The sequence below is a fragment of the Paraburkholderia dipogonis genome, from assembly GCF_042680985.1.
Taxonomy (GTDB): domain Bacteria; phylum Pseudomonadota; class Gammaproteobacteria; order Burkholderiales; family Burkholderiaceae; genus Paraburkholderia; species Paraburkholderia phytofirmans.
Map to the genome: position 1 here is coordinate 129,739 of NZ_JBHUFR010000016.1, position 24,784 is coordinate 154,522.

Genomic DNA, 24,784 nt, shown 5'->3' on the forward strand with positions numbered 1-24,784 from the left:
ATGGCGATCCGAAACGGCAAGCCGGTGCAGTTCACGCCCAAAGGCCTCTGTGACGCATTCGATTCCAGTCAGGCTTTTCCGGGCGCATGCCAGCTTCTGACGAATCTTGTTTTCGATCAGGCCAATCCTGAGCTGGTGGTCTCCCGGCCGGGCGTTGGCGCGGCCGCCACCACGTTCTCCAGTTTCACCACTCCGACTTTCGTCTCGGTCTACATCGTCATCGGTGTGGTCGCTTACGGCATGGTGTCGAGTGGCCGCAATGCGGGCAAGGATGAGCCGTTCGCGTACAACATCCTGACGAACACGTTCATCACGATTTCCGGCGTGACGTCCGCGAATACGCCGACGTCTCCGGCGACGAGCGGCGCGTGGACCCCGCCGACAATGGCCGTCGTGAGTACAAAGATTCTCGTGACGCATCCGGGCTTCAACGGAACGGGCAGCAACTTCTTCGGCGTGATCGACATCACCAATCCGGCCGCGCCCGTGTGGTCGTCGTCGAACCTCGCCACAAACGCTCTGACAGGCGTGCCGACGTCGGTGGCGAACTTCAACAATCGTGCATGGTTTGCAGTCGGTAACACGCTGCAGTTCAGCGATGTGCTGGTGCCGACCACGCGCACGAACGCGTCGCAGTCCGTGACGGTGGGCGATACGACGCCGGTCATCGCCCAGTCCGGTCTGCCGATCCAGACGACCTCTGCCGGCGTGATCGGCGCGCTGGTGGTGTTCAAGCAGTCGCAGATCTGGCAGATCACAGGCGACCCTGCGACGAGCAATCTGTCCGAAAACTACATCACGCTGACGACCGGATGCATTGCGCCACGCAGCATCGTGCAGGGGCCGTTCGGGATTTTCTTCGCAGGGCAGGACGCACCTTACATCCTGAACTTCCTGGGCACGCTCGTGCCTCTGTCGAGCCGGCCGGGGACAGACTTCCCCGCCGATCTTCAGGTGCCGTTCCAGAACACCACGCAGGCCTCGCGGATTTCAGCATCGTTCTCGGGCAACATCTATCGCGTGTGCGTGCCGACGCTGGTCCAGGGGCAGGCGCAGACGAACGACTACTGGTACGACATCCGGCGCAAACGCTGGACCGGCCCGCACTCGTTTCCCTACGACTGCGCCGTGCAGTACGGCAATCAGTTTGTCATTTCTGGCGCCGCGTCAGGAGCGGCTCTGTTCGTCAGCTCGACCATTCCGAATTCGAACAGCGCGTTCAATGACGCCGGCACGAATCTAACCAGTCATCTGCGCTCCTCGACGTTCCCGAAGACGAACCACATGGCGGAAGTTCAGGTTGTGGAGTCGACGATCGAGCTGTCCTCGTCCGGACTCTCCACGACGTACAACATCACGGCGTACGACGACCAGAACAACACGCTGGGCTCGACCTTTGTACAGACGCCGCCCGTTGGCTCTCTTTGGGGCAGTTTTCTCTGGGGCGCGGCGAGTTGGGCATCGAGCTTCAGCATTCCTCACGTGTACAGCATCCCGTGGACGTCCGCTCTCGTGTTCCAGAAGATGGCGCTCGATGTGATGGTGACGTCCGCAGAGGGCGTCCAGATCGGCACCTTCTACGCGCGGTATGCGGACACCGGATATACGAATCAGGGGTAAAACATGTCGATCATCGGAGCTCTACCAGTCACTTTGGCGAACGGAAACACGGCCGACGCTTCGCAGGTCATGACCGACCTGAACTTCATCGTGAACGCCGTCAATGCGAACGCACAGCCGGCGGGTTCATATTCTGCGGCTGGGACGCTCGATGCGCCGTCGGGCACCCGGATGGCGTTTCACCAGGCAGCGGCTCCGACCGGCTGGGTGAGCGACACGACGATCGGCAATCACGCATGCCTCATTTCTTCTGCCGGTGGCTTCGTACAGAGCGGTCAGCAAAACTTCGGCGCGCTTCTTACCGGCAGTGTCTCGACGGCCGGTCACACGCTCGCAGCATCGGAGATTCCGCCACATACGCACGTCCTTCCGGGTGCGAGTGGGCAGTACAACAGCTCCGGGAATCCGGGGTTTTTTACCACTGCAACCAGTTCTTCTCCTTTCAACATAACCACTGACGGGGGGACTGGTGGCAACCAGCCACACTCGCATCAGCTCACGACGAATTACAACTATGTGGTCATGGTCATCGCGCAAAAATCATGAAAAAGTGCCCGCTCATCAAAAAGCCCTGTATCGAATCGGGCTGCACGTTCTGGACTCACCTGCTCGGCACGAACCCGAACACCGGTCTGCCCGTCGACGAGTTCGGCTGCTCCATCTCATGGCTTCCGATTCTGCTGATTGAGACGGCGCGTCATACGCGGGGCGTGCAGGCGGCGGTCGAATCGACGCGTAACGAGATCGTGTCCCGCCAGGACATTCTGAATAGCGCGGTCCGGTCAGCACAGCGACAGGTGGACCGCACCGAGACCAAATCTTTGCCAGACGGGGAAACAAATGGACGATAACCGCACTTTGACAGAGGCCGATGTAAGGGCGATCGCCGCGCAGATTGAGGTCGGCATTACACAGCGTTTTCAACTGAATGTCGGTCGAGGCGTGCTGGCGATCGTGTGGAAAGCGATCCTGTACGCGCTGATTGCGACGGCGGCGTATGGCGCCGGCGGCGGCTTCAAGAAGTTTTTCTAGGAGAAGGTCATGAGCATCTGGACTGGAATCGAAACGGAATTTAACGCGATCGTCGCCGACGCGCGGTCGATCCCCGAGAAGCTGGCAGCACTTGTCGATTTGCATGGCAAGGCGCAGTCGCTCTCGTCGATCGAGAGCACGGTGACGTCGATCATCGAAGACGCGGCGAAGGCTACCGCCGACAAGGTGACCGAGATTATGACGGCGGTCGGAAAGCTGTGAGCTCGTTCGACGACGCCTTCGTTGCTCTCATGGGCAATGAAGGCGGCTATTCGAACAACCCCGCCGATCCGGGCGGCGAGACCATGTGGGGAATCACTGCCCGCGTGGCGCGTGCGAACGGGTACGCGGGCGAGATGCGCATGCTCCCGCAAAGCACGGCGAAGCAGATCGCGAAGATGGTCTACTGGAATCCTTACTACTGCGACCAGTTCGATTCGCGCGTTGCGTTTGAGGTCTTCGACGCCGCATACAACGGCGGGAGGCCCGTAACCTGGCTTCAGACGGCCGCCGGTGTGAAGGTCGACGGCAATATCGGACCCGTGACGATCGCAGCAGTGAATGCGGTTGACCCTCGCCAGATCGTGATGCGCTTCCTTGCCTACCGCCTGCGATACCTCGGTGATCTGTCCACGTGGCCAGCGTTCGGTCATGGCTGGGCCAACCGGATCGCGAACAACCTTCTGAAAGGAGCTGCGTGATGGCTGCGCTCGACCCCATTACCGCTGTCACTAACGTGGTCGGCGACGTTATCGATCGGATCTGGCCGGACCCTACTCAGGCTGCGGCCGCGAAACTCCAGCTCCTGCAATTGCAGCAGACGGGTGAACTCGCGCAGATCACCGGACAGATGCAGATCAACCAGTCCGAAGCGCAGAGCACCGATCCGCTTCAGCACTGGCGCGGCGGTATGGGTTGGGTGTGCGTCTCCGGCTACGCGTGGAATTTTGTGTTGCAGCCGCTGACGAACGCCGTCGCCCAGATCATGGGCCATCCGCTCAACCTGCCGCCGATGGACCTGAGCGAGCTTTCGACGCTCACGCTCGGAATGCTCGGGCTGGGCGGCCTGCACGTCGCCGAACGGATCAAGGGAGCAGCATGAGGAATCTCGTGAAAATCGGTGCCGGGATCGACACCGCTCCAACGTTGCTCGCCATTGCCCGCCAGCCGGGTCTATGGAACCGCCACACCGTGCGTACGGAAGGCGACGGCAACCCGCACGCTGATGTGTCGGACATCTGGCTTCGCTACAACGATGTCAAGCCGTACAAGGCCGCGGGTGACTTCACCGGCTTCAATGATCCGCATGACGCGATCTTCTATCCGGAGTGGTATGCATTGCCGCAATTGCGGCCGATAGTGTTCGGGCTCATGGCTCGCGTGGAAGGCACGCGTCTGGGCGGTGTGCTGATCACGAAGATCCCCGCCGGCAAGCGAGTGCTTCCGCATGCGGATGATAGCTGGCATGTCCGGCATTTCAACACAAAGCTGTACGTGCCGCTGCAGTCGAATCCGAAGTGCTGGAATCGCGTCGAGGACGAGGTGGTTTCAATGGCTCCTGGTGACGTCTGGTATTTCGACAACACGAAAGAGCATGAGGTCGTCAATGAAGGCGACGACGATCGCATCACGCTGATTGTGTCGATCCGGTGCGAGAAATGATCAAACACCACTTCTCGGCCGGAGGCGTGTACGCGCGCGAGCAGACACTGCATGCGGGTGAAGAGGTGCAGAAGCACGTTCACGACTACGACCATCTGAGCTACCTCGCGCAAGGTCGCGCGCTGCTCGACGTGGACGGTGAACTGAGCGTGCTCGACGGGCCGTGCATGCTCGAAGTAAAGGCGGGCCGCGTGCATCGTATCCAGGCTCTGACGGACCTGACCTGGCTGTGCATCCATGCAGAAAGCGTGGCCGACGCCGAAACATTGATGAAGGGGTAAGCCATGCCGTGGGGAATCGTTGGAGCGGTCGGAGCATCGGTAGCCGGTGCCGCGGTGTCGAGCGCCATGTCCCCTTCGACGTCTGGGGGCTCTGGCAGCGGTGGCGCGAACTATTACGTTCCGACCGGCCTCGGCACGGCTGATCAGACCTGGCAAAGCCTGCTGTCAGGGATCAACGGCGTTTATGGCGCAAACAACCTGAACCAGTATGCGCTGGGATCGCTGCAAGGCGGCGTCGATGCGAGTAATCAGTACGGCCCTGCGTACCAGGCCGCCGCCAACGGCGCCGCGTCGAACTACGGCAACCTCGCTGGTTTGATGGAACAGCAGGCGTACGGAAACTACGGAACGCAGCAGTCGCTGCTCGGCGCCGGACAGCAGGTCTACAACATGGGCCTCGATCCGCAAAACGCGCTTTATAACCGCACGGCTCAGCAGCTTCAGGATCAGACCGGCGCGACCAATTCGATGTATGGCCTCGGCTCGTCGGCGGCCGGGGCGGGCGTTGCGAACCAGGCGATGTCCAACTTCAATATCGATTGGCAGAACAATCAGCTCTCGCGCGCAGCGCAGGGTCTGTCTGCCTATACCGGCGCGGCGAACACCGCCGGGAACTACGGGCAACTGGCGGACCAGCAGGCAGCGTCTGTTCCAGGGTATCAGCTGCAATCCGGTGCACTGCCATATCAGACCGCGCAGACTATCGCTGCAACTCCGGGAAACCTGGCGAACACGTATGGCTCGTTCCTGAACCAGAACGTTTACGGGCCGGCCGAGGGGATCATGGGTCAGACCATCCCCTATATGAACTACGGCCAGGGCGCGCAGAGCGTACCGTTCCAGGCGCAGTCGCAGGGTGCGGGTGCGCTCGGTAGCGCGGTCTCCCAGGGAATTACCGGCGTGGGAAATGCCGTGCAGAACGCGGGTGGCTTTGGCAACTTTTTCAACGGCACGACCGGATCCTTTGGTAGTGGCGATTTCAGCGGCGCGTTCAACAGCAGCCCGTACTACAGCGGTGGCGGGAATTCGTACGGCTTCACGCTGCAATGAGGTGAATCATGGCCGGACTCTCAGGACTCCCGTATTTTCTGCAATACCAGGAGCAGGCTCAGCAGCAGGCCATGCAGCGCCAGTATGCGCAGATTCAGATGGCACAGTTCCAGCAGGCCCAGCAGGACCGTCAGCGTCAGCAGGCCGCGCTCGCTGCGGCGGGCAATGCGCTGCCGCAGTTGCTCGCTGGACAGCAGCAGCCGCAACTTCCGCCGCCGCCCGGTCAGGCGTCGCAACCGATGCAGCAGCCTCAAGGTATGCAACCTGCACCGCAGGGCATGCAGGCGCCGCAGGGAGGCGTGCCGCTGCCGTCTGGACCGGTTCCTGGCCAGATGAGTCGGCCTCCGTTGCCGGCCGGTGGTGCTGGCGGTGGAATGCCGGCGCGCGGTCTGCCGCCTTTCCGCCCGCTGCCGACCAGCGCATCGCCGACACAAGCGGCGTCTCCGGCATCGATTCCGGCGCCGCCGACGGCTTCGCCCGGTTCGCAGCAGCCCGCGCAAGGTCCACTGACGCTCGAAAGTGCGGTCAAGGTGCTTCAGGATCAGGGGCTGAGTGGCGCGGATCTGATGGCGGGACTCTCGCAGCTCACGCCGATTCTGGACTCGCAGGCGAAGAGCCAGGCCGCGCAGTTGCAGCAGCAATTCCAGCATCAGCTGCAACTCGCGCAGCTGCAGGAGCGCTACGACTCGCTGCGCCAGCGCGCGGAAGATAACTCAGCCAATCGCGCCGATCGCGAGCAGGCTCACCAGGACTCGCTCGGTATCCAGCAACAGATGCTACAAATCCGCCGCGAGTCGCTGAACAGTCGCTTGCAAGGCGATCCCAATGCTGCGCTGGATAAGGACGATCTCAGTTTCATGGCCCAGCAGTATATGGCCGGCGATCGGACCGTATTGCAGAATCTTGGGCGCGGAGCGCAGGGTTCAAAGAATCTCGTCGCGTTGCGCAATGAGGTGCGCAAGCAGGCGCAGGAGCAGGGCTTGACAGGTCGGGATCTCGCCGCGTCGGTGGCGGAATTCGAGGGCGTCAAGTCTGGCGAGCGCGCACTAGGCACGAGAACCGCGCAGGCCGGCATGGCCGTCAACGAAGCGAGCCAGTTCGCCGACATCGCGCAGGAGGCGTCGAAGGCTGTACCGCGTAGCCAGTTTGTGCCGGCGAACAAGGCGCTAAATGCATACCAGACGAACACCGGGGACCCGAAGATCGTTGCTTTCGGTGCCGCGACGAATTCCCTGATCAACGCATACGCGCGCGCAGTGTCGCCGAGCGGCACGCCGACGGTGAGCGATAAGGAGCATGCGCGCGAGATGCTGAATACCGCGCAGACGCCGGAGCAATACGCTTCGGTGGTGTCGATGATGAAGCGCGAGATGGCGGCCGCCCAGCAGTCGCCGGGGCAAGTGCGCAGTGAGTTCCGCGAGGCAGTGACACGCAAGGCGCCGATGGCCAATCCGCCACCGCCGGCCGGTGGTCTGCCGAACGGATGGTCTGTCACGGAGCACTGATGCCCAAGTTCACGTTCACATCGCCGGACGGGAAGAACTACGACGTGGAGGGTCCCGATGGCGCGACTAAAGAACAGGCCTTTGCGATCCTGCAGCAGCGTATCGGATCGCCTGGTGCTGGCACTTCATCTCCAACGCCGGGCGGCGCTCCTGCGCCTGCTGCAAAGCCTGCAGCAGATCAATCGCCGCAGAGCATGACCGGCTTTGTCGGTGGAAACCTGGCGAAGGGCGTGGCGGGGGCGGTCGGGCCGGTTGCGGAGAAGGCGCAGAGCCTCATCGATCTGCCTGCGAAGGCATTCGATAAGGCGCTCGACATGGTGACCGGCGGCATGTCCGGCAAACAGAAGCCCGTGTCGGCGTTGCCGAAAACAGCGGACAAGCTACCCGTCGGTGACGATGCGCTTCAGGCCGCGATGAAGAAGCTCGGCATCATCGGGCAATCCGCCGAGCCGCGTACAACAGCGCAGCGATATGGCGCGGCCGCTCTGCAGGCGTTGCCCGCCGCTGCGCTACCGGGTGCTGGTGAAGGCGTGCTTGGCCGTGTTCTCCCGCAGATTGGCGGCGCGCTGGGTGGTCAGGCAGGACAGGACATCGGCGGCGCGCCGGGGCGTCTTGCAGGTACGTTACTAGGCGGCGGCGTTGGTGGTCTCGCGACTACCCGTCCGAGTCAGATCGCGCGGCCGCCGCAGTCCGAAGCCGCGCGCGCAGCGGAGTCGTCGGGCATTCCTCTCACGCTCGGGCAGGAAACCGGGAGTTCGTCGCTTCAGTTCCTGGAGAACCGGCTGCGCGAGCTTTTCCCGTCGAAGGGCACCGCGCAGGTCGACGAGGCCAAACAGGTCGCGGCCGGCGCCGCGCGGGTGAATCAACTCGCGGACCAGTTGAGCACGCAAAGCGTTGCGGATCCGGAGGCGATCGGTAACCGGCTGCGGTCTGCCTACGTCGATACCGTTGGCAAGATCGCTGCACAGCGTGACAAGCAGGCATCCGTCGACTATGGCAAGGTCCGCTCGCTCGCCGGCAACAAGCCGGTGATCAAATACCAGAACGTCACAGACGAACTGCAGAAGATCATCGAGGAAAACAAAAACGTGCCCGCCGGCGATGCGAAGAAGATCGCCAGTCAGGCGCGCGGCCTCCTGGATCAGCTCACCGAAGCGCAGTCCGGTCAGTCTGCGTCGCCTATCGTCCTGCCTTCAGGTCAACCTGCGCGCCTGCCGACTCCGCCCACGCCCGCTGCGAAGGCGGCGACCGTGTCGGATGCGATGAAGACGCGTGCGGCATGGGGCAAGGCGGCCCGCCGTACCGGCAACATCTTTTCCGACATCGACCCGAACGCGAACCAGATGCTGGCCCGCCGTCTTTTCGGCGCGATCAACAAGGACTTCGATGCCGCGAGCACGGACGGAACGCCGATCGCGAAAGCCCTGAAGGATGCGAACCAGAACTATGCGAAGGCATCGAAATCGATCGAATTCATCGATCAGTCTGCGCTTGGAAAGCTGCTCGGCAAGGACGTAACGGACGCCGCGTTTTCCAACGAGACGTTCTCGACGAAGGCGCCCGAGGCGATCGCGAAACGTTACCTCACGATGCAGCCGAGCCAGGCGGCTCAGGTGACCGCGATCCTGCGCGAGCACGCACCGCAGGTTCTGCAGGATGCAAAATCGTTCGTGCTGCGCAACGGGTTGGAGCTGGCGGCGAACAGCGGTCCCGGCGCATCGGGAATTTCGTTCGCAAAATTCCGCAAGGAAATTGATAAGGTGCAGCCCAAGCTCGAAGAGATGGGATTCACCGCGAAAGAGATCAGGGACATCAAGGACGTTACCGACACGATGGCGCGCGCGGGTGATCGCACAGGAGCGAATCCATCGGGCACGTCTGCCGCTGGCCACATGCTTGGCACCGCGGCGATCGCACTGGCACATCCAGTCGCGGCCGGTGCATCCATCGTCACGCCGTGGATTGCATCAAAAGCGCTACTTTCAGAGCCAGGCCGCGAGCTGCTGCGCAAGGCTTATGCAGCAGGCACGCCGGCGGCGCGCAATGCCGCCCTCGGCGCGCTGCGTGCCAAGTTTGGCCAGACCGTTACCGGAGCACCGCAGCAATGAGAATTCTCGCAATCGATGTGGGCTCGAACTGCCTTGACTGGCTGATGCGCTGCCAGGACCATGGTCATCAGGTTGCGTGGTACGACCAGCCGCGCGCCGACGGCACCGACCGGCATGCCGGCGAGGGAATCGTGCCGAAGATTCGCGATTTCGACGAGTTGCGAAAGAAGTGGCTGGGCTGGGCAGACCTGATCTACACGCCGGACAACGTGAAGTATCTGACGATGCTGGAGCCGTACCGCGCGATGGGCTATCCGATCTACGGCTGCAATCTCGCCGCGGTCGAATGGGAACTCGACCGCGAGATGGGGCAGAAGGTGATGGAAGAGTGCGGCATGCGCATCATCCCGGGCAAAACGTTCCACGACTATGACTCGGCGATTGCGTACGTGAAGCGCGAGTGCAAGCCGTTCGTCTCGAAGCCGTCCGGCGACGGCGAGCGCGCGATGTCGTACGTATCGAACAGCGCCGCCGACATGGTCTACATGCTCAGCCGCTGGAAGAAGATTGACAAATACCGCGCGGCGGCGCGCGCCGACGGCTTCATCATGCAGGAGAAGATCGACGGCATCGAGATGGCGGTCGGCGGATTCTTTGGGCCCGATGGCTGGTCGAAGGTTTGGATCGAGAACTGGGAAAACAAGAAGCTGATGAACGGCGACCTCGGCGTGAACACCGGCGAGATGGGCACGACGGTGCGCGCGGTGCGCAAGTCGAAGCTGGCCGACGAGGTGCTGACGCCGGCCACCGAACATCTGAAGCGTATCGGGTACGTCGGCTACGTCGACGTGAACTGCATGATTCCGACCGACGGCAAGGGCCCCTTTCCGCTCGAGTGGACTATGCGCGACGGCTGGCCGATCCGGCACAACCTGACCGCGCTGATCGAGGGTGACCCTGCGCAGTGGATGAAAGACAAGCTCGAGGGACGCGACACCCTGAAAATCCGCATGGACGAGGTGTGCATTTCGGTCCTGATGGCGCTGCCCGACTTTCCATACTCGAAGATCACGAACAAGGAACTGTGCGGCATCCCGATCTACGGCGCCGAGGACATGCAGCACCTGCATTTTTCGGAAGTCATGATGGGTACCGCGCCGCGCGAGGTGAACGGGAAGGTGGTCGACCTGCCGGGCCCCGTGACCGCCGGCGACTATGTTCTGATCGCCACCGGAACCGGCGAGACGATCACCGGCGCGCGCCGCTCGGCGTATAGCGCGATCAAGAAGGTGAAGATTCCGAACAGTCCGTTCTATCGGACCGACATTGGTGTCGGCCGGCTGAAGAAGCAGTTGCCCGATCTTCAGCGCATGGGATACGCGAAGGGATTGAGCTACTAGGAGAACGCAATGGCGACAAAAAAGGGTAGCGCCGCACCGATGACGATCTCGAGTGACGAGAAGCGCTGGCGCGCGCAATCGGACGCCGACACATTGGCGCGGGCGCAGGAAATCATGCAGGATCGTTCCCGCCACATAGCGGCGAAGTCTCATGCCGCCAAAGAAGCCAAGCGGTACTCGAGCGTCGCCGGCACCGAGCGCAAGGTCGCCGCAAAGACCCCGACGCGGGGCCGTAAGTGAAACGCGCCAAACGTGCCGGGCTGATTTCGGAGCAATCCATCAAGGAAGCGCTCACCGAGGCGAAGGGAGACATCTTCCTCGCGTCGACGGCGCTCGACTGCACGGCGCGCGAGCTTGACGGCTATATCCGCGCTTCCGCCGAGCTGCAGCAGTTCGCCGCGGCGATTGAGAAGGTCAAGATTGACCCGGCTTATTCGCGCATGAGCGTCGAGCAGTTTGAGAACCGTCTGGCGGATCTGAGCCTCGCCTACAAGATCGTCGGCATCGAGGAATTGCACAAGCTGGCCACGATGTCACACCAGAACAGCGGCGCGATGGCGAAGGTAAAGTTTCAGGCGGCGCTCGCGCTGCGCGGCGGTCACCAGCAGGTCGCCGGGGACCGGGAGATCGAGCACGCGCTGAGCGAGCTCAACGCCCTCTATCACCAGAACGCGCCTCGCATCAAAGAGATCCGGCAGACGGTGATCAAGCTTGAAGGTGGTCAGGAAGTCCCTCAAGTAACGATCGAACTGCAGCCAGATCAGTCATAGCCTCGATCCGGCGTCGCTCGACGCGCTCCCAGTCCGGCTCGACGTCCGGATAGGCCTGAACCCTCTCCAGCGCGATGTGCCCGAGCCGGGCCATTTCCTTGATCGCCGCGCGATGCCCTGCCTCTCTCACTTCCTTCCTGATCGCGCAGCGGCCGGCGCCGATCCATTCCCACGCGGCCTGGAATCCGGCGAACTCCGGCTGCAGTCGGGGTTTCATCGTCCATTCCTCTGCCGGCTTCAGGCTGGCGCGCATGTAGGTCACGTGCTGGCGCGGTACGCCGGTTTCCCGGGCCAGTTGATCGTCTGACATGCGCCGGCCGTGAGCGGCCTGCCACAGCACCCTCAGCGCGTCGACGGTGGGCGTGCGCAGCTCGATGCATTCCTCGTGTACGCGCCACGTGTGCGGTCGCGGGATCACGGTGTATTCGGCAATGTGCTGGCTCGACTGGACAATGCGCTGCATCGTCATCGGGCACTCAACGAAGACAAGCACGTCGGCCGCGCCAGACTTGTCTGAGAACGCATACTCGTCGATCAGCACGCCCCCGTTCTTGCGCCACCTTTCGTGCTGGCCATGCGTGGCGCCTTTCCAGTATCCCCACTGGTACACGGGCAGATCGGCGATCAATACCGACCTGAAAAACACCGGCTTGATCGTCGTGTATCCGCGGTTCACGAGGATATGCGTGAAATCCCCGTGAGCGCGGCGGATCGATGTAGCGATGTCGTCGGTCGCGTATAGCTTCATTGCGTCGACGATGCCGGGCAGGGCGGCGCGGTCGGGCCCGTCGTTTCGCAAGGGCGTAACTGCGGTCCATGCGTCGGAATAAACTTTGCCGGCGGCGTATTGCCAGAGTCGCCACCGCCGCTGCCTCCGCCGCCACAACCGCAAAGAAGAAGAGAAAGAATTAAAGTCGCTGCTGAAAGATTGGTCGCCATGGCTGTCCTTTTTCCCCTCAAGCCAGCGAAGAAATTTCGGGGGCATATTAGGGGGCATCGTTTTTACGATGTTGGGCGTGAGCCTTTAATGGCGGGGGTTTAGTGGAATCGGATAGTCCGGTCCCCGGCACCACAGTCCCAGCAAGGATTCGTCCGTTTTTGCGGCTTAACCGCCCATCTTCGGGATGTGGGTTTTTCTTCCCTCAACCGGATCCATCGCATCACCTCTTCTGCCCGATCCGGCCCACAGACGTCCGCGCGACGGCCTCATCAAGCGGCAAAGGCCGGGGCACTCCCGTCATCCAGTGCGCGTACCGTTCCGATTTGCCAACATACATCGTCGTTTTCAGAGCGCCTGCTCGAAAACTCCAGAAGACGAAACCCGCAGCGCGCCCCCCGCATCGACCCGGTATTCCGCAACCCACCGTTCGCGCTTCGCTGCCGCGGCGAGCACGTTGCGCTCCTTCACATGACCGAAGCCCCGAATCTCGTCGGGCAGATTGGCAAGCTTCATTGCCGTATCGAATCGGACGGTATCGAGCGTTGCGCAGAATTCGTCGATCAACGCGAAATACTGCGCGATCAGTTCACGTTCATTGCGCCGCTCTTCCGTCTTGCCGAACACGTCGAACGTCGTGCCGCGCAGGAACCTGAATTTTTCGAGCACGCGGAACAGCGTGAGTGTCCACTGCCCGAATCGCTGCTTCTTCAAATGGCCGTGCTCGTCGCGTTTCGCGAGCAATGGCGGCGCCAGATGAAACGCGAGCTTGTAATCGCGACCCGGCTCGCCTTCGAACTGAGCCCGCAGCTTGTCCATATAAGCGGGTTCCGCGTAGAGACGAGCCACTTCGTACTCGTCCTTATAGGTCATCAGTTTCGCCAGATTGCGCGCGACCACCGGCGTGAGGCGCGGTTTTGCTCCTCCCATGAGCGCAGTTTCCTTCGCGCGCAGCCGCTCGACCGCTGCGACATAGCGAGCCGCATAACCAGGGTTCTGGTAGACACTCAACCGCTCTACGTTGCGCTCGATCAGACGGTCCAGCGATTCCGGCATCTGCACGACAATGGCCTGCTGTTTCGCGGACTGCGGCGTAAAAGCATCCGCAGCGGCTTCGCCGTGCTGTGCGACATAGCGGCCCCATTCGAACGCCAGCCGATTCTTTTCGACGGCCACGCCATTCAGTTCGATCGCGCGGTCGAGACTGTCGTAGCCGAGCGGCAGCCAGCCGCGTTGCCAGACGAAGCCGAGAAGCAGGGGATTGGCATAGAGCGTGTCGCCCAACAACGCGAGCGCGAGCCGATTGGCGTCGATGAAATCGCAGTCGTCGCCGATACTCGCGCGCAGATCCTGTTGCGTTTGATCCGCCGGAAAACTCCATTGGGGATCTCGCACGAACTGCGCGGTCGGCGTGGCGCCGCTGTTGATCGCCGCTTTCGTGATGCCGCGTTGCGTGCGTGCCAGCACTTCAGCGGAAGCGGAGACGATCGCATCGCAGCCGAGAATCAGCCGCGCTTCACCGGCCGCAATCCGCGTGGCGTGCAATTGGTCGGGTGCCGCGGCGATCTGCACATGACTGAGCACGGCGCCGCCTTTCTGTGCGAGCCCGGCCATATCGAGCACGGTGACGCCTTTGTTTTCAAGGTGAGCCGCCATGCCCAGCAAGCCGCCGATCGTCACGACGCCGGTTCCGCCGACGCCTGTCACGAGCACGCCGTACGGCTTCGCGAGTGAGGCAATCGCGGGCCGAGGCAGCGCCGCGAAATCGGGCAACGCGGCCGTGGATGCGGGTTTAGCGGGCTTCTTCACCTGCGCGCCTTCCGCCGTGACGAAACTCGGGCAGAAGCCGTTCACACACGAAAAATCCTTGTTGCACGAAGACTGGTTGATCTTGCGCTTGGTGCCGAGCGGCGTTTGCAACGGCTCGACCGACAGACAGTTCGACTGCACCGAGCAGTCGCCGCAACCTTCGCACACCGCATCGTTGATAAAGGCGCGCTTCGCCGGATCGGGATACGTGCCGCGTTTGCGACGCCGGCGTTTTTCGGTCGCACAGGTCTGGTCGTAGATCAGAATCGACGTGCCCGCCATCTCGCGCAACTCGCGCTGCAAGCGGTCGAGTTCGTCGCGGTGATACACCTTCACACCTTCCGGAAGGCGAATGTTCGCGTCGTATTTCTCCGGCTCGTCGGTCACGATCAGCACGTGCTTCGCGCCTTCCGCAACGACCTGAAACGCGATCTGCGGGACGGTGAGCACGCCGTCCACCGGCTGGCCGCCAGTCATCGCGACCGCGTCGTTGTAGAGCACCTTGTAGGTGACGTTCGCGCCAGCCGCAATCGAAGCGCGGATCGCGAGCAGACCCGAATGAAAATAGGTGCCGTCACCCAGATTGACGAACACGTGACGCTCATTCGTGAAGTGCATCTGGCCGGTCCACGCGACGCCTTCGCCGCCCATCTGACTGAAGGTCTCCGTCTTGCGGTCCATCCACATCGACATATAGTGGCAGCCGATGCCGGCCAGTGCGCGAGAGCCTTCCGGCACACGCGTCGAGGTATTGTGCGGGCAGCCCGAACAGAACCACGGTTGCCGCTCCGTCACGGACCGCGGCGTGGCCGCCTCGCGTTCCTTGGCCTCGATCACGGCCACGCGTGCTTCGATACGCGCCCGCAGATCGGCGGGCAGATCGGCTTTGGCAAGGCGCCGGGCGATCGCTTTCGCGATCAAGGCAGGGGACAGTTCGTAGTGCGCGGGCAGCAGCGTTTGCCCACGCGGCACGGACCATTCACCGCCTTCGTCGTCGCGCTGATCGAACTTGCCGAACACCTTGGGACGCACGTCGTCGCGCCAGTTATACAGTTCTTCCTTGAGCGCATATTCGAGAATCTGGCGTTTTTCTTCCACCACCAGAATCTCGTCGAGCCCGGTTGCGAAGTCGCGCGCGTTCTGCGCATCGAGCGGCCATACGCAACCCACTTTCAGCACGCGTATGCCGATGCGGGCGCAGGTTTCGTCGTCGAGCGAGAGGTCGGCGAGCGCTTGACGCACGTCGAGATACGCCTTGCCCGCGGTCATGATGCCAAGGCGTGGATTAGGGCTGTCGATTACCACGCGGTTGAGCTTGTTCGCGCGAACATAGGCGAGCGCCGCGTACCACTTGTGGTTCAGCAGACGCGCCTCCTGCGCGAGCGGCGGGTCGGGCCAGCGAATATTCAGGCCGCCTGCGGGCATGTCGAAATCTTCCGGCATGACGATCTGTAAGCGGTCCGGATCGATGTCGATCGACGCGCTCGATTCGACCACGTCCGTGACACATTTCATCGCGACCCACAGACCCGCATAGCGGCTCATGGCCCAGCCGTGCAGACCGTAGTCGAGATACTCCTGCACGCTGGCCGGATACAGCACCGGAATGCCGCTTGCCACGAACATATGCTCTGACTGATGCGCGACCGACGACGACTTCGCCGCATGGTCGTCGCCCGCCAGCACCAGCACGCCGCCGTTCGGATCGGTGCCGGCCGCATTTGCGTGCTTGAACACGTCGCCGGTGCGATCGACCCCCGGCCCCTTGCCGTACCACATGCCGAATACACCGTCGACCTTGGCGCCCGGCCAGAGATTGAGCTGCTGTGTGCCCCACACGGCAGTCGCGGCGAGATCCTCGTTAACCCCTGGTTGAAACACTACATCGTGTTCCTTCAGATGCTGCTTCGCTTTCCAGAGACCCTGATCGAGCGCGCCGAGCGGCGAGCCGCGATAGCCGGACACGTAGCCCGCGGTATTGAGGCCGGCGCGGCGGTCGCGCGCCTTCTGCAGCATCGGCAAGCGCACCAGCGCCTGAGTACCGCTCATATAGACGCGGCCCTTTTCGAGGGTGTATTTGTCGTCGAGCGATACGGCGGTAAGCGCGTCACGTAGGGGAGGCGTTAGCGGGGCGTTCATGGGGAAGTCTCCGGCGGCTTTTATTAGAGGCGGAGTATAGGAAGCGGAATTTCCAACGTAAAATCACGAATACCGAATCCTGCTATTCGAAAAACACATGTCAAAAGACGTAACCTTGCGGCAGATGCGCTACTTCGTGGCGGCAGCCCAGAGTGGGCAGTTTTCGATGGCGGCGACGGCCGAGCATGTGTCGCAATCGGCGATTACCAATGCGGTGCTCGCATTGGAGGAAACCCTGGGTACGCGGCTCTTCGAACGCCTGCCTCAAGGCGTCACGTTGACGCCGGACGGGCACGACTTTCTGAACCACGCGCGACACATACTCGATTCGGTGCGCGACGCGGTCTACAAGGCGCCATTCCGTTCGCACGATCTGAAAGGGACCGTGCGCATTGCGGCGTCGTACACGGTGTTGGGCTATTTTCTGCCCGAGTTGATGGCGCGTTTTCGCGCGACCTATCCCGACATCGAGATCGATCTGCACGATCTGGATCGCGAGTCGATCGAACAGGCCGTGCTCGCCGGCGACGTCGATCTCGGTGTCGTCCTGCTCTCCAACGTCGAAAATATCAGGCGTTTCCGTCACCATGTGCTGATTCGGTCGCGCCGGCAATTGTGGACCTCGCCGACTCATCCTCTCGCGCAACTCAATGCGCCTTCGCTCGCGGATATCGCGAGTTATCCATATATTTTGATAACGGTGGACGAAGGCGAGCAGTCGACGCTGCGTTACTGGAAGCAGAACGACGTCGAACCGAAGATCGCCTTTCGCACGAGTTCGATGGAAGCGCTGCGCGGTCTGGTCGCGCATGGTTTCGGTGTGACGATTCTGTCTGATATGGTGTTTCGGCCGTGGTCGCTGGAAGGCAAGCGGATCGACGCGCGGCCCATTCTCAACGCGATCCCGCAGATGGACGCGGGCATGCTGTGGCGCAAAGGCGCAACGCTGGATACGCCGGCCGTTGCGTTCCAGCAGTTCCTCATTCATGCATGCGGGAGTTAAAAGCGGGGCGATCTCACCCGTATCTGTTTTTCGCATAGCCTGAAAGCCGTTTCCTTTGCGCTCACACGGCGACCAACTCACGCCTCGAAGCCGCGCCGACATTGGCCCAAGCCGGGACGCACTATAATCGCCCCGATGCATCGATTCATTGAGAATCGATCGACGACCTTTTCGCCTTCCGACATGCCCAAAGAGAGAGCCAGCAAACCCGTCAAGCCCGCGTTGCGCAGCCGCAAGTCTCCGCAGGGCTCGCCCACCGTGCAGGACGTCGCGCGTCTCGCGAAGGTGTCGGTCGGCTCGGTGTCGCGTGTGCTGAACGGCCGCGAGAATGTGGCGCCGGCCATTCAGGACGCGGTGCGCGCCGCGGTGGCCGAGTTGAATTTCGTGCCGAACGTGGTGGCGCGCAGCATGCGCAAAGGCAGTTCGAGCGCGATCGGCTGCCTGATTTCCGATATCACGCAGCACACCGCCGCCCAGATGGTGAGCGCCGCCGAAGAGCGCCTGCGAGCAAGGGGTTTCGAGATTCTGATCGCCAATTCGCACTACGATCTCGAGCGCGAGCGGGCCATTCTGTCGAGCCTGAAGCAGCGCCGCATCGACGGATTCATCGGTGCGATCTCCGACGACGAAACGCCTTCCTATTTCAACTTCCTGCATACCCTGAACATGCCGGTCGTGCTGTGGGAGCGCGATGCCCAGGGCGAATTCAATTCGGTACTGACCGATCACGCCGACGGCTGCCGTCAGGCTGTGCGCTATCTCGCGTCGCTCGGGCATCGTGCGATTGCGCTCGTGGCCGGCCACGAAAACACGTGGGTGGGCCGCGAGATGGTGCGTGGCTATCAGGCCGCGTGCGAAGCGGCCGGCATCGCGCTCGATCCGGCGCTCGTGCTGCGTACCAGCGCCTTCAACAAGGACGTCTGCCGCGCGTTGCTCAGCGCTCCACAACCGCCTTCCGCGATCATCGCCACGCTGAACGACGTGGCCATCGTGCTCGAAGTCGTGCGGGAAACCGGGCTGTCGATCCCGGCCGACCTGTCGGTGATTTCCATCGGCGAACACGAGTATTCGGGCATCGCGTCGCCGGCCTTGACCGTGGTGACGCAAAATCCGCGCGACGTCGGCCGCGAAGCAGCGGACATGATGTTGCAGCTGATCGACGGCAGCGCGCCGTCCGGCATCCGCCGTTCCAAACATCCCATGCGGATGATCGTGCGCGAGTCGTGTGGCGCGCCGCGCAGCCCGGCACGCCGCAAAAAGCGCTAGCCCGGTTCGCTCCTCAGGGTTTGTCCGATCTCAAAGTTGCTTGACAGCGGATTTTTCGTCGCCGACATTGCGCATAAGCGTTAAATGAATCGATTCACCAAAACTCAGGACGAGACATGAGCGACAGGAAAAACGCGTTACGGTCGGGGCAGGGCGATAGCGAGGAAGGTGGCCGCGCGGGCCGTCGGCGGTTCATGAAAACGGCAGGCGCGCTGGCCGGCGCGGTGGCGACGGGACTCGGTCTCGATGGCTGCGGAGATGGCGGAATCAGCGCCGCGTCCGCGCAGAGCGTGGCTGCGCCGCTACCGGCGCTCGTGCCGGCGCAGACGGCGCTTGTTGTGATGCATTATCAGACCGACATCCTAGGGCTCTTTCCGTCGGTCGCGCCTACGTTGCTCGCCAACACGCGCAAGTTGTGCGATGCCGCGCGGGCCAAAGGCGTCAGCGTCTATTTCGCCAAGATCCAGTTCAGTCCGGGCTATCCGGAAGTCAGCCCGTTGAACAAGAACGGCCAAGGGCTCAAGCAGCTCGGCCTTTTCATCGACGACAAAATCGCGCCGGAGCTTGGCCAGCGGGCCAGCGAACCGCTCATCGTCGGGCATCGTGTGAGCGTGTTTTTCGGTACGGATCTGCAGGCGCGGCTTTCCGCACAGGGTATCGACACGCTGATCATGGTCGGCGTTGCGTCGACCGGTGTCGTGCTGTCGTCGGTCGCCTATGCGAGCGACGCGGACTTCCGCTTATACACCGTCAAGGATTGCTGTTACGACCCGGATCAGGTCGTGCACGATCATCTTTTTTCCACGGCATTCGATTCGCGCACGACGGTGCTGTCGCTCGCGGATGCCTCGTTGCTGCTCGCCTAGACTCCGCCGGAAAGCGTTCTGAATCCGCCAGCCAGGGTTTCCGATATTTTTAAAAAGTTGACTCGCCGCGCCAACCTCACTATTGTCTGTGAATCGATTCACGAAACTGTGGCGAATCGGCCGGCATTAAAAAAAGCAGAGGATTTCATGACTTTCAGCAGCAGGCGACGACAAGTGCTCCGTGCGGGCGCCGCGGGCATCGCAGGGCTTTCTTTGCCGTTCGCATTCGAAGGCCGCGTCTTCGCGGCAGAGGCAGGCGTGCTGTCGGTCGCCATTCCGAGCAATCCGCAGACGCTCGATCCGATCAACCAGCCGAATCACGACGTGATGGCGATCAATCAGTTGATCTTCGAGAATCTGGTTGCCATCGACGCGCGCGGTCAGCGGGTGCCGCAACTGGCCCGCGCATGGACGATTTCGCCGGACAAACTCACGTACACGTTCGATCTGCAGCGCGGCGTGAGTTTCCAGAACGGTCAGCCGTTCACCTCCACCGATGTGAAATACAGCTTCGACTACGTGCTGAATCCCGCCAACAAGGCATTCCGCCGCCCGTTCTGGACCGTGATCGAATCGGTCAGCGCACCGGACGCGCACACCGCCGTGATCCGCCTCAAGCGTCCTTACCGGCCGTTGCTCGACTACATGTCGAAGTACATGGGTATTTTTCCGGCAGGCAGCCGCGAGCAGCATCCGGCCGACTACTTCAAGCAGACGCCGATCGGCGTTGGCACGGGGCCGGCCATTTTTGTGCAGTCGAAGGCGAACGACTTCGTCGAACTGAAGCGCAATCCGGCTTACTGGGGCAAGGGCGAGCCGCATTGGGACAAGGTCGTGTTCCGCATCATCCCCGAAGAGTCGTCGCGGCTTGCCTCGCTGATGTCCGACCAGACGCAGATCATCAGTGCGCCGCCGGCCCAGACGTTCGCGCAGATCCGCACCTCGGCGGGCCTCGCGGGCGACAGCCGTCCCTCGCCGACCAGCCCGCTGATGATGTGTCTGAACAACCGCAAGGCGCCGTTCGACGATCCGGCGTTTCGCCGTGCGGTATCGCTCGTGCTGGACCGGGTCAAGGTCTGCCGCGATCTGTGCTACGGCGCGGTCAAAGCGAGCAGCATGCCGTTTGCGCCGGAGTCCTCATGGTACGACGCGGGCTCGGCTGGAAATTTGGCGTTCAATCTGGAGCAGGCGCGAGCGGCGCTGAAAAGCTCGAAGTACGCGAGCGGCGCATCGTTCGATCTGCTGTATGTGCAGCCTGCGTATCTGATCGATACATCGTCCACGGCGCTTTTCATTCAGGCGCAACTGGCGTCGCTGGGCGTGCGCGTCAATCTGCGTCCGCTCGATTTCGGCCAGATGATCTCGCAGGTGCTAGTCGGCAACCACGCGGCGGCGTTGACCGGTTTCATCGCGCCACCGGAGCCGACCTATCTGCTCAACGCGCTGTTCAGACCCGGCGAAAGTCTCTGGAAAGCGAGCGGCTACGAAAGCGCCGAGCTGCTGAAGCTAATCGACGACAGCTATCTGATCGACGATCCGGCCGCGCTCAAGCCGATCCTCGCGAAAATTCAGCAGGTGCTGGCGCGCGACTGTCCGGCCGTCTGGATCGGCGCGCTGGAAGTGCAGAACCTGTGGCGCAGCAACGTTAAGGATTTCCAGGTCAACACCGGTTTCTCGCTGAAGCTCGACAACGTTTATCTCGCGAAGGCATGAGGTCGATATGAAAGCCGTTTCAAGGCTGTTTTCCTCCGTGCTCGTGCTGCTGGTGGTGAGCGCGTTGCTGTTCGCGATGTGCCGCGCGACACCCGTGTCGCCCGCGCGTCTGACCTTGGGCAGCGACGCCAGCGTCGAACAGATTGCCGCGTTCAATCATCAATACGGACTGGACCGGCCTGTCGCCGCGCAATACGGCCGGTGGCTGAACGGTGCGCTCGCGCTCGACTTCGGCAAGTCGTACGCGACCGGCAACCCGATCGGCCCGCAAATCGCCGATACGCTGCCGAATACCGTCGAGCTCGTCACACTGTCGTTCGTGTTCACGATCTTCGTGTCGATCGTGCTCGGCACCTTCGCTGCATTGAAGGAGAACAGCGGCACGGACCATCTGCTGCGAGCCGTGGCGATTGTCGGCTTATCCGTGCCGTCGTTCTGGCTGGGGTTGTTGTTGATTCGCTATGTCGCTTTGAAGACCGGGTGGTTTCCGGTCGGCGGGCTCACGCCCTGGTCGGACGGCGCGGTGTCGCATCTGCTCGCGCTAGTGTTGCCCGTACTGACCATGTCCGTGTACTACATCTCCGTGCTGAGCCGTCTGGTGCGGGCGAACATGGTCGACGCGCTTTCGCAGGACTATGTGCGAACCGCCAGAGCGCTCGGTTTGCCGCCGTCGCGCATTCGCCTGTATGCGTTGAAGAACGCGTTGCCGTCGCTGGTGAGCACGGCCGCGATGAGTTACGGCTACATGTTCGGCTGGGCGCTGATCGTGGAGCAGATTTTCAATTTGCCGGGCGTCTCGCGCGCGTTGCTCACGGCGATCTTCCAGCGCGACTATCCGACGGTGCAGGCCATCGTGCTCGTAATCACGACGATCTTCATCGCGTCGAACACCTGCGCCGACGTACTGCATGGTTATCTCGACCCGAAGGCGAATAGAACATGATGGCTGATTCATCTCTCCCCAACGTCCAACGCAAGCCGCATGCGCTCGGCTCATGGCTCGCATCGGCCGGCCGGTTGCTCCGCGCGCTGATGCACGAACCGGCCGGTGCGATCGGTCTCGTGACGATCGTGCTGCTCGCCGCGATCGCAGTGTGCGCGCCGTGGCTGCCCTTGAAAGATCCGCTGCAGCTCTATATCGAACATCGACTGGAAGCGCCAGGAGCGGCTTTCTGGCTCGGCACCGACCAGGTGGGTCGCGATATTCTGAGCCGCACCATCTGGGGCGCTCGTGCTTCGCTCTCCATTGGACTGTGCGCGGTGGCGATCGGCCTCGTGCTCGGCACGGGCATCGGCCTCGTGGCGGGCTACAAGGCCGGCTCGTGGCTCGACGAAACGCTGATGAAAGCGATGGAAGTGCTCGCGTCGATTCCACTATTGATCTGGGCGATTGCGCTCGTCGGCATTACCGGCACTGACACGCTACATGTCGGCATGCTCGCCATTTCAAACGAAACCAAACTGGTGCTGCTGATCGGCGTGCTGTACGCGCCGGGTCTGGCGCGGCTCACCCATAGTCTCGCGAAGGCCGAGTCGCAAGCGGAGTATGTCGCCGCACGGGTTCTGCAAGGCGCGAACGGGGCGCGCATCATGTTCTCCGACGTTCTGCCGAACATCATCTCGCCGGTGCTGATTCAGGCGACGCTGCTGCTCGGCGTGACGATCATCGTGGAAGCGTCGCTCAGTTTTATCGGGCTTGGCGTGCAACCGCCTACACCGAGTTGGGGTGCGATGCTCTCCGACGCGCGCGCACTGATTTTCACCGACAACTGGTGGGTCTCGGTTTTCCCTGGCGCGGCGGTGTTCGTCAGCGTGCTCGCCTTCAATCTGTTCGGCGACTCGATGCGCACGATTCTCGACCCGCGGCGGCGCAATGCGCAGGCGGCCAATGTACCGGGAGCATCGCTATGAACGCTATGAGTGAAGCGCTGCTGTCGATTGAAAACTTGCGCGTCACCTTCGGTTCGCGCAAGACGCAGACCGAAGTCTTGCATGGGCTCGATTTGCAAGTGGGACGCGGCGAGGCGGTCGGTCTCGTCGGCGAATCGGGTTCGGGCAAGAGCGTCGCCTCGCTGGCGGTGCTCGGCTTGCTTGGCAACGCGGGGCGCATCAGCGGTGGCCGGATCGTGGTCGACGGCGAAGACTTGAGTCATGCGTCCGAGGCGCGTATGCGGACACTGCGCGGCGGGCGCATCTCCATGATCTTTCAGGATCCGGCAACGGCGCTCAACCCCGCTTTCACGATCGGCGCGCAGCTCGCGGACGTGATCCGCGCCCACCGTCCGCTGCGCGGCCACGCAATACGCGACGAAGTGCATGCCGTGCTCGCACGTGTCGGTTTCAAAGACCTGCGCGCCACGGAGCGCGCGTATCCGCACGAACTGAGCGGTGGCATGAAGCAACGCGCGATGATTGCCGCCGCGATTGTCTGCGAGCCGGCGCTGCTGCTCGCGGACGAACCCACCACCGCGCTCGACGTGACCGTGCAGGCGCAGATTGTCGAGCTGCTGCGAACGCTGGTGGACGAGATGGATCTCGGCCTCGTGTTCATCACGCACAACCTCGACCTGATGGCGGAACTGTGTTCGCGCGCTGTCGTGCTGAAACAGGGACATGTGGTCGAAGCAGGCCCGGTGGAGGATATCTTTCTGCGGCCTGCGCACGACTACACGCGGCATCTGATCGCGAGCATTCCGCGTTTGCCGGCTACGCGTGCGTTGGGCCGACATCAACCTGAGGAGCCTCGCAATGTCCGCTAACGTGCCGAACTCCGCTTTGGCCGCGCAGCCGATCTTCGCGCTGCGAGAGGTCGGCAAATCTTATGCGCTGGCGCGTTCGCCGCTCGAGCGCATGTTCAACCGGCGCCGCTTTCACGCCGTGTCGGGCGTGACGCTCGAGGTGGCGAAGGGCGACGCGCTCGCTATCGTCGGCGAAAGCGGCAGCGGCAAATCCACTGTCGCGCGCATGATGGTCGGCCTCACTGCGCCGACGGCCGGCTCGATCTGTTTCAGAGGCGACGCGTTGAACACGATGACGCGCGCGCAGAACGCGACGTTCCGTCAGCGCGTGCAGATGGTGTTCCAGAGCACGACGAATTCGCTGAACCCGCGCAAGACGATCGCCACGACGCTGGCCGAAGCGATCGGCAACGACGGCGTGCCGGTGCGTGAATTGCTCGACATGGTCCGGTTGCCGACCTTCGTGCTGGCGCGCTATCCACATCAGTTGTCGGGCGGTCAGCGCCAACGCGTGGGCATCGCGCGAGCACTTGCGCGCCGTCCAGAACTGGTCGTCGCCGATGAACCGACGTCCGCGCTCGACGTATCGATCCAGGCGGAGATCATCCGGCTGCTGCGCGATCTCCACCAGAGCGCAGGTGTCTCGCTGGTCGTGATCAGCCACGATCTGGCGCTGGTCGGCGAGCTGTGCGAGCGGGTGGTGGTCATGCGGGAAGGGCGTGTCGTGGAAGCGGGAGCCGTGGATCAGGTGCTGTTTGAACCACGCGAGCGCTACACGATGGAGTTGCTGGCGGCGATCCCGAAAGGCATCGGCCGGCACCCAATACGGGTGGCACCAGAGTAAGTGCGAAAGCGCTAATTCTGGTCGACACAGGAGAGTCGGTCCGAGCAGTAAAGAAGAAGATCCGGATCAAGCAGTGAGCCGGCCCACCTTGGGATATTTTT

Annotated in this window: 25 protein-coding genes; 23 read left to right on the forward strand and 2 right to left on the reverse strand. The window is 62.4% G+C overall.

Annotated elements, in window-relative coordinates:
* Genes ACFSNN_RS20785 through ACFSNN_RS20855 form a run of 15 tightly spaced genes read left to right on the forward strand, consistent with a single transcriptional unit; the run spans window position 1 to window position 11,368 of the window.
* Window positions 1-1,620 (forward strand): hypothetical protein, encoded by a 1,620-nt coding sequence (locus ACFSNN_RS20785; RefSeq protein WP_134455553.1) that lies wholly within the window; start codon window positions 1-3, stop codon window positions 1,618-1,620.
* A gap of 3 nt (window positions 1,621-1,623) precedes the next feature.
* Window positions 1,624-2,166, forward strand: a complete 543-nt coding sequence (locus ACFSNN_RS20790; protein WP_134455554.1) for a hypothetical protein — start codon at window positions 1,624-1,626, stop codon at window positions 2,164-2,166.
* The gene (locus ACFSNN_RS20795) at window positions 2,163-2,471 is read left to right on the forward strand and encodes a hypothetical protein (RefSeq protein ID WP_134455555.1); all 309 of its coding nucleotides are present in this window, start codon (window positions 2,163-2,165) and stop codon (window positions 2,469-2,471) included. Before ACFSNN_RS20790 ends, ACFSNN_RS20795 begins: the two co-directional genes overlap by 4 nt.
* Entirely contained in the window at window positions 2,461-2,652 is a 192-nt protein-coding gene (locus tag ACFSNN_RS20800) for a hypothetical protein (protein ID WP_134455556.1), read from the forward strand. Before ACFSNN_RS20795 ends, ACFSNN_RS20800 begins: the two co-directional genes overlap by 11 nt.
* A 9-nt stretch (window positions 2,653-2,661) precedes the next feature.
* Window positions 2,662-2,874, forward strand: a complete 213-nt coding sequence (locus ACFSNN_RS20805; protein ID WP_134455557.1) for a hypothetical protein — start codon at window positions 2,662-2,664, stop codon at window positions 2,872-2,874.
* Window positions 2,871-3,353 (forward strand): glycoside hydrolase family 108 protein, encoded by a 483-nt coding sequence (locus ACFSNN_RS20810; protein WP_134455558.1) that lies wholly within the window; start codon window positions 2,871-2,873, stop codon window positions 3,351-3,353. Before ACFSNN_RS20805 ends, ACFSNN_RS20810 begins: the two co-directional genes overlap by 4 nt.
* Entirely contained in the window at window positions 3,353-3,754 is a 402-nt protein-coding gene (locus ACFSNN_RS20815) for a 3TM-type holin (RefSeq protein WP_106306424.1), read from the forward strand. The genes ACFSNN_RS20810 and ACFSNN_RS20815 overlap by 1 nt, the downstream gene beginning before the upstream one ends.
* Window positions 3,755-3,762: 8 nt before the next feature.
* Window positions 3,763-4,314 (forward strand): aspartyl/asparaginyl beta-hydroxylase domain-containing protein, encoded by a 552-nt coding sequence (locus ACFSNN_RS20820; RefSeq protein WP_166799210.1) that lies wholly within the window; start codon window positions 3,763-3,765, stop codon window positions 4,312-4,314.
* Window positions 4,311-4,595: a cupin domain-containing protein gene (locus ACFSNN_RS20825; RefSeq protein WP_134455560.1), complete on the forward strand. Its 285-nt coding sequence runs from the start codon at window positions 4,311-4,313 to the stop codon at window positions 4,593-4,595. The genes ACFSNN_RS20820 and ACFSNN_RS20825 overlap by 4 nt, the downstream gene beginning before the upstream one ends.
* Window positions 4,596-4,598: 3 nt before the next feature.
* Window positions 4,599-5,645, forward strand: a complete 1,047-nt coding sequence (locus tag ACFSNN_RS20830) for a hypothetical protein (RefSeq protein WP_134455561.1) — start codon at window positions 4,599-4,601, stop codon at window positions 5,643-5,645.
* An 8-nt stretch (window positions 5,646-5,653) separates the two neighbouring features.
* On the forward strand, window positions 5,654-7,150 hold the full coding sequence (locus ACFSNN_RS20835) for a hypothetical protein (RefSeq protein WP_134455562.1): 1,497 nt from the start codon (window positions 5,654-5,656) through the stop codon (window positions 7,148-7,150).
* Window positions 7,150-9,258 carry a hypothetical protein gene (locus ACFSNN_RS20840; RefSeq protein WP_134455563.1) on the forward strand — a complete coding sequence of 703 codons (2,109 nt, stop codon included), beginning with the start codon at window positions 7,150-7,152 and terminating at the stop codon, window positions 9,256-9,258. The genes ACFSNN_RS20835 and ACFSNN_RS20840 overlap by 1 nt, the downstream gene beginning before the upstream one ends.
* Entirely contained in the window at window positions 9,255-10,598 is a 1,344-nt protein-coding gene (locus ACFSNN_RS20845) for a phosphoribosylglycinamide synthetase C domain-containing protein (protein ID WP_134455564.1), read from the forward strand. The genes ACFSNN_RS20840 and ACFSNN_RS20845 overlap by 4 nt, the downstream gene beginning before the upstream one ends.
* A 9-nt stretch (window positions 10,599-10,607) precedes the next feature.
* Window positions 10,608-10,838, forward strand: coding sequence for a hypothetical protein (locus ACFSNN_RS20850; RefSeq protein ID WP_134455565.1), 231 nt, complete (start codon window positions 10,608-10,610; stop codon window positions 10,836-10,838).
* Window positions 10,835-11,368, forward strand: coding sequence for a hypothetical protein (locus ACFSNN_RS20855; protein WP_134455566.1), 534 nt, complete (start codon window positions 10,835-10,837; stop codon window positions 11,366-11,368). The genes ACFSNN_RS20850 and ACFSNN_RS20855 overlap by 4 nt, the downstream gene beginning before the upstream one ends.
* Here ACFSNN_RS20855 and ACFSNN_RS20860 read toward each other — a convergent pair.
* Both ACFSNN_RS20860 and ACFSNN_RS20865 read right to left on the reverse strand, forming a co-directional pair.
* Complete coding sequence (locus ACFSNN_RS20860; RefSeq protein ID WP_244322710.1) at window positions 11,304-12,353, reverse strand: hypothetical protein; 1,050 nt, start codon at window positions 12,351-12,353, stop codon at window positions 11,304-11,306. The two genes, ACFSNN_RS20855 and ACFSNN_RS20860, sit on opposite strands and share 65 nt — an antisense overlap.
* Before the next feature lie 300 nt (window positions 12,354-12,653).
* On the reverse strand, window positions 12,654-16,253 hold the full coding sequence (locus tag ACFSNN_RS20865) for an indolepyruvate ferredoxin oxidoreductase family protein (RefSeq protein WP_134455567.1): 3,600 nt from the start codon (window positions 16,251-16,253) through the stop codon (window positions 12,654-12,656).
* Window positions 16,254-16,350: 97 nt separating this feature from the next.
* Here ACFSNN_RS20865 and ACFSNN_RS20870 point away from each other — a divergent pair, with 97 nt between their 5' ends.
* From ACFSNN_RS20870 to ACFSNN_RS20905, 8 genes are all read left to right on the forward strand, one after another.
* Complete coding sequence (locus ACFSNN_RS20870) at window positions 16,351-17,256, forward strand: LysR family transcriptional regulator (protein ID WP_134455568.1); 906 nt, start codon at window positions 16,351-16,353, stop codon at window positions 17,254-17,256.
* A 183-nt stretch (window positions 17,257-17,439) separates the two neighbouring features.
* Entirely contained in the window at window positions 17,440-18,522 is a 1,083-nt protein-coding gene (locus ACFSNN_RS20875) for a LacI family DNA-binding transcriptional regulator (RefSeq protein ID WP_134455569.1), read from the forward strand.
* A gap of 194 nt (window positions 18,523-18,716) precedes the next feature.
* Entirely contained in the window at window positions 18,717-19,388 is a 672-nt protein-coding gene (locus ACFSNN_RS20880; RefSeq protein ID WP_134458754.1) for a cysteine hydrolase family protein, read from the forward strand.
* 147 nt (window positions 19,389-19,535) lie between these two features.
* The gene (locus tag ACFSNN_RS20885) at window positions 19,536-21,101 is read left to right on the forward strand and encodes an ABC transporter substrate-binding protein (RefSeq protein WP_134455570.1); all 1,566 of its coding nucleotides are present in this window, start codon (window positions 19,536-19,538) and stop codon (window positions 21,099-21,101) included.
* Window positions 21,102-21,108: 7 nt separating this feature from the next.
* A complete protein-coding gene (locus ACFSNN_RS20890; RefSeq protein ID WP_134455571.1) occupies window positions 21,109-22,044 on the forward strand; it encodes an ABC transporter permease in 936 nt (311 codons plus the stop codon).
* The gene (locus ACFSNN_RS20895; RefSeq protein ID WP_134455572.1) at window positions 22,041-23,012 is read left to right on the forward strand and encodes an ABC transporter permease; all 972 of its coding nucleotides are present in this window, start codon (window positions 22,041-22,043) and stop codon (window positions 23,010-23,012) included. Before ACFSNN_RS20890 ends, ACFSNN_RS20895 begins: the two co-directional genes overlap by 4 nt.
* Window positions 23,009-23,860: an ATP-binding cassette domain-containing protein gene (locus ACFSNN_RS20900; protein ID WP_244322711.1), complete on the forward strand. Its 852-nt coding sequence runs from the start codon at window positions 23,009-23,011 to the stop codon at window positions 23,858-23,860. The genes ACFSNN_RS20895 and ACFSNN_RS20900 overlap by 4 nt, the downstream gene beginning before the upstream one ends.
* The gene (locus ACFSNN_RS20905) at window positions 23,850-24,683 is read left to right on the forward strand and encodes an ABC transporter ATP-binding protein (protein WP_134455573.1); all 834 of its coding nucleotides are present in this window, start codon (window positions 23,850-23,852) and stop codon (window positions 24,681-24,683) included. The genes ACFSNN_RS20900 and ACFSNN_RS20905 overlap by 11 nt, the downstream gene beginning before the upstream one ends.
* Window positions 24,684-24,784: the final 101 nt, after the last annotated feature.

Coding starts and splice junctions, on each gene's coding strand:
- ACFSNN_RS20785 (WP_134455553.1), top strand. CDS start 1: ATGGCGATCCGAAACGGCAAGCCGGTGCAGTTCACGCCCAAAGGCCTC.
- ACFSNN_RS20790 (WP_134455554.1), top strand. CDS start 1,624: ATGTCGATCATCGGAGCTCTACCAGTCACTTTGGCGAACGGAAACACG.
- ACFSNN_RS20795 (WP_134455555.1), top strand. CDS start 2,163: ATGAAAAAGTGCCCGCTCATCAAAAAGCCCTGTATCGAATCGGGCTGC.
- ACFSNN_RS20800 (WP_134455556.1), top strand. CDS start 2,461: ATGGACGATAACCGCACTTTGACAGAGGCCGATGTAAGGGCGATCGCC.
- ACFSNN_RS20805 (WP_134455557.1), top strand. CDS start 2,662: ATGAGCATCTGGACTGGAATCGAAACGGAATTTAACGCGATCGTCGCC.
- ACFSNN_RS20815 (WP_106306424.1), top strand. CDS start 3,353: ATGGCTGCGCTCGACCCCATTACCGCTGTCACTAACGTGGTCGGCGAC.
- ACFSNN_RS20825 (WP_134455560.1), top strand. CDS start 4,311: ATGATCAAACACCACTTCTCGGCCGGAGGCGTGTACGCGCGCGAGCAG.
- ACFSNN_RS20830 (WP_134455561.1), top strand. CDS start 4,599: ATGCCGTGGGGAATCGTTGGAGCGGTCGGAGCATCGGTAGCCGGTGCC.
- ACFSNN_RS20835 (WP_134455562.1), top strand. CDS start 5,654: ATGGCCGGACTCTCAGGACTCCCGTATTTTCTGCAATACCAGGAGCAG.
- ACFSNN_RS20840 (WP_134455563.1), top strand. CDS start 7,150: ATGCCCAAGTTCACGTTCACATCGCCGGACGGGAAGAACTACGACGTG.
- ACFSNN_RS20845 (WP_134455564.1), top strand. CDS start 9,255: ATGAGAATTCTCGCAATCGATGTGGGCTCGAACTGCCTTGACTGGCTG.
- ACFSNN_RS20850 (WP_134455565.1), top strand. CDS start 10,608: ATGGCGACAAAAAAGGGTAGCGCCGCACCGATGACGATCTCGAGTGAC.
- ACFSNN_RS20860 (WP_244322710.1), bottom strand. CDS start 12,353: ATGCCCCCGAAATTTCTTCGCTGGCTTGAGGGGAAAAAGGACAGCCAT.
- ACFSNN_RS20865 (WP_134455567.1), bottom strand. CDS start 16,253: ATGAACGCCCCGCTAACGCCTCCCCTACGTGACGCGCTTACCGCCGTA.
- ACFSNN_RS20870 (WP_134455568.1), top strand. CDS start 16,351: ATGTCAAAAGACGTAACCTTGCGGCAGATGCGCTACTTCGTGGCGGCA.
- ACFSNN_RS20875 (WP_134455569.1), top strand. CDS start 17,440: ATGCCCAAAGAGAGAGCCAGCAAACCCGTCAAGCCCGCGTTGCGCAGC.
- ACFSNN_RS20880 (WP_134458754.1), top strand. CDS start 18,717: ATGAAAACGGCAGGCGCGCTGGCCGGCGCGGTGGCGACGGGACTCGGT.
- ACFSNN_RS20885 (WP_134455570.1), top strand. CDS start 19,536: ATGACTTTCAGCAGCAGGCGACGACAAGTGCTCCGTGCGGGCGCCGCG.
- ACFSNN_RS20890 (WP_134455571.1), top strand. CDS start 21,109: ATGAAAGCCGTTTCAAGGCTGTTTTCCTCCGTGCTCGTGCTGCTGGTG.
- ACFSNN_RS20895 (WP_134455572.1), top strand. CDS start 22,041: ATGATGGCTGATTCATCTCTCCCCAACGTCCAACGCAAGCCGCATGCG.
- ACFSNN_RS20900 (WP_244322711.1), top strand. CDS start 23,009: ATGAACGCTATGAGTGAAGCGCTGCTGTCGATTGAAAACTTGCGCGTC.
- ACFSNN_RS20905 (WP_134455573.1), top strand. CDS start 23,850: ATGTCCGCTAACGTGCCGAACTCCGCTTTGGCCGCGCAGCCGATCTTC.